Here is a 2699-nt window from a genome sequence, read left to right on the forward strand (position 1 = left end):
CAGTCGGCGGCACACCGGAAACCGCAGATGACAGCCATGGCGGGCACAACGTCCAGGTCGCGTTCAGCGGCGTCCTCGCGGCTGACCTGGCTTCCACCCGGCTCGCCGACATCCTCGCGCACAGGTAGAGACAACCGCTCGTGGCGATTGGGGGATGTAACCCCATTGGCAGGTACGAGAGGCCTCCGTGGCCCACATCACGAAGAGGATCATCGGCCGATGAGCGCTGCTCGCGGTTTGGCTGCCGAACGCCGAATCGGCGTGCAATGCGAATGGCATTCATGGTGATCCCGGTGTGCGCAGATTGTGCGGTTCCGCGTCCGGCGCCGGCCACCGCGCTGAGCTCACTTGGTGGCCGCGCTGCGGATGAAGGCGTCGATTGCGTCCTGCATCTGGGTCAGGCCTGGTTCTTCCATCGGGTAGTGCCCGGCGCCCTCGAGCATCACGATGGTGACGGGGACCTTGGTGATCTTGCTGAGCACGGGGACGGAAAGCTCGCGCGGTGACCAGCGGTCCTCGGCGGGCTGGGTCAGCAGGACGGGGCAGGCGTCGAAGTCGGCGGGCTCCACGTCGGGCGTGTAGTGCATGTACTCGGCGAGGAACTTCACCCACATCGCGTTCCCGGCCGAGGTGTCGTCGCGCAGGAACACCTTCATGGCACCGGGGTTGTTCGTCAGGGCGCTCATCTTGGAGGCGGCGGTCATGGGGTAGCGGAGGCGGCGCAGCGGCGTCCTGGCGAGGGCGCTCAGCATCGCCGGGCCGGCCGCGGCGGTGAGCGGGTCGTGAGCGGTGGCATGGGCGACCTTCGGGATGCGCTGGTCGAGGAAGGTCATGCCGACGATCCCGGCCAGGATGCCCTTCGGGGCGTGGGCGGCGACGTGGTAGGTGAGCATCCCGCCGGCGCTGAGGCCGTAGAGCACGATCGGGCGGTCGTCGCGGGCCTTCTCATGGGCGAGGTAGTCGGTGACCATCTGCACCCAGTCGGTGTAGCCGGGGATGAAGCCCCGGGCGACCTCGGTCATCCCGTAGCCGAGGTCGTCGAGCGCGGTGACCTCCCAGCCGCGGTCGGCGAGGGTCTTGCCGAGGATGAGGGTCATCTGCCGGCCGTTGGTGCCCACGCCGTGGTGCAGGATCACCTTGGCCGGGGCGTCGGGGTTGAGGTAGCGGTCCAGGTGGATGCGGTTGCCTTTCCACTCCCAGAACTCCTCCCCCGGGAGGTCGCCGGCGCTGGTCAGGCGCAGCCGCCCGGGCAGGAATTCCTGCAGTTCCTTCCACGCCGTCTGGTCCGCGTACAAGTGTGATGTGGCGTTCATGGCGGTGATTCCCTTCTGGCCGGGCCGGGCATCCTCCCGGCCGATTGGCTGGTGATGGCTCACCCGGCGGGTGATACCGGGGATGTCGTGAGCTGTTCGACGGCCAGGCGCAGGAGCGCCCGCGCCCGGCCGGGGTTGCTCAGGTCGTCCTCCAGACCCCGGGTAAGGGCCAGCAGGATGTCTGCCACCTCGCGGGCCCTGGCGGCGGGAACGGCGTCTTGCAGCACGGTCACGATGAGGTCGCCGAGCTGGGCGAGGTAGGCGGCGACCTGGCCGGCCAGGACGTTGCTGTCGGCCGCGAGGATCTCCCGCGCGTGGTGCGGGCTGTCGCGGTGCACGCGGGCCGCAAGCTCCAGCTTCGCGTCCACGACGGCGAGCACCCGGCCGGCGGCCGGACCGGTTCCCTCCGCGCCGCTGCGCGCCTGGTCGAGCGCCTCGTCCAGCAACTGCTGGGCAACCTTGCGGAACGCATCGTGCTTGTCGGAGAAGTGCCGGTACACCACCGGCCGGGACCTGCCGAGTTCACGCGCGATGTCCTCCACGGTCGTGCGCTGCAGGCCCGTGCGCGCGAAGCACGCATAGGCCGCCGCCAGCGCCTCCGGCTCCTGCACGCCCCGGCTTGAGTTTCTTGCTCTCACGTCTTCAAACTTAACATATTTCGTAGCTTTGTAAAGCTAACGGTCTCGCGTGGCTCGCGAAGACCCTGTGCACCGTCCTCGCCGCACAACCTGTGCCAGCTGTCCCGGCAACTCGCAGCTGGTGCCAGCGATCTTGAGCACGCACGCACATAGAGCCGGCGCGATGCCACAGAACATTCGTTCCCGCACGCTCAGACGACCGCCCCGACCGGCCGCCAAGGCGCGCATAACGGCGGTTATCTGTCCATGGACTGATGAGTATCGGTGGCGGCGGGAGGGATGCCGGTTCCGGTGGGCAGGAGAAGCGGTCAGGTGGAGTGCGCTGTGATCGGCGGGCGCTGTCGGCGCAGCGGCCGGCCGCGGTATGGGTGGCGTGCCAGCCCGGCTGCGGCCCGTTCAAGTTACCTGGGGCCGCCGCGGCCGTGCCGGCGGTGCCGGGGATGAGACAGTGTGCTTGTGAGCACGGTCTTTGAGCACCAGGTGGGCGTGCGGTGGCGGGGCGCGTACTGACACCGGTCAGGAAGCCGCACGACCGCCGCGCCCTCCTGCGGGGATAGCCGGAACCTGAGGGCCGGGCCGGCGCGGGTCCTGGTGATGAGCGATGCTGCAACGTGTCCGGCGCGCCGCCCCGACTGGCTATGCCACGGTCTGTAGTTGATGGGGCCAGCCCCCCGACTCTGATCAAGACTGCTTCATACCCCCGACTCGGCGTGCGGCTGATGTGGGCGGCCGCCTCAGGGCAGCGGGT

The 2699-nt window shown here is 69.0% G+C and carries 2 protein-coding genes; both read right to left on the bottom strand.

Annotated elements, in window-relative coordinates:
- Positions 1–344 precede the first annotated feature (344 nt).
- The gene (locus tag Q1N79_RS00815; RefSeq protein WP_300602881.1) at positions 345–1313 is read right to left on the bottom strand and encodes an alpha/beta fold hydrolase; all 969 of its coding nucleotides are present in this window, start codon (positions 1311–1313) and stop codon (positions 345–347) included.
- Positions 1314–1372: 59 nt separating this feature from the next.
- Entirely contained in the window at positions 1373–1951 is a 579-nt protein-coding gene (locus tag Q1N79_RS00820) for a TetR/AcrR family transcriptional regulator (RefSeq protein ID WP_300602883.1), read from the bottom strand.
- Between the last annotated feature and the right edge of the window lie 748 nt (positions 1952–2699).

This window comes from Trebonia sp., from assembly GCF_030042015.1.
Lineage (GTDB): Bacteria > Actinomycetota > Actinomycetes > Streptosporangiales > Streptosporangiaceae > Trebonia.

What these genes read in the sequence shown, in the direction of transcription:
- Q1N79_RS00815 (WP_300602881.1), bottom strand. Translation starts at nt 1,313, where the DNA reads ATGAACGCCACATCACACTTGTACGCGGACCAGACGGCGTGGAAGGAA.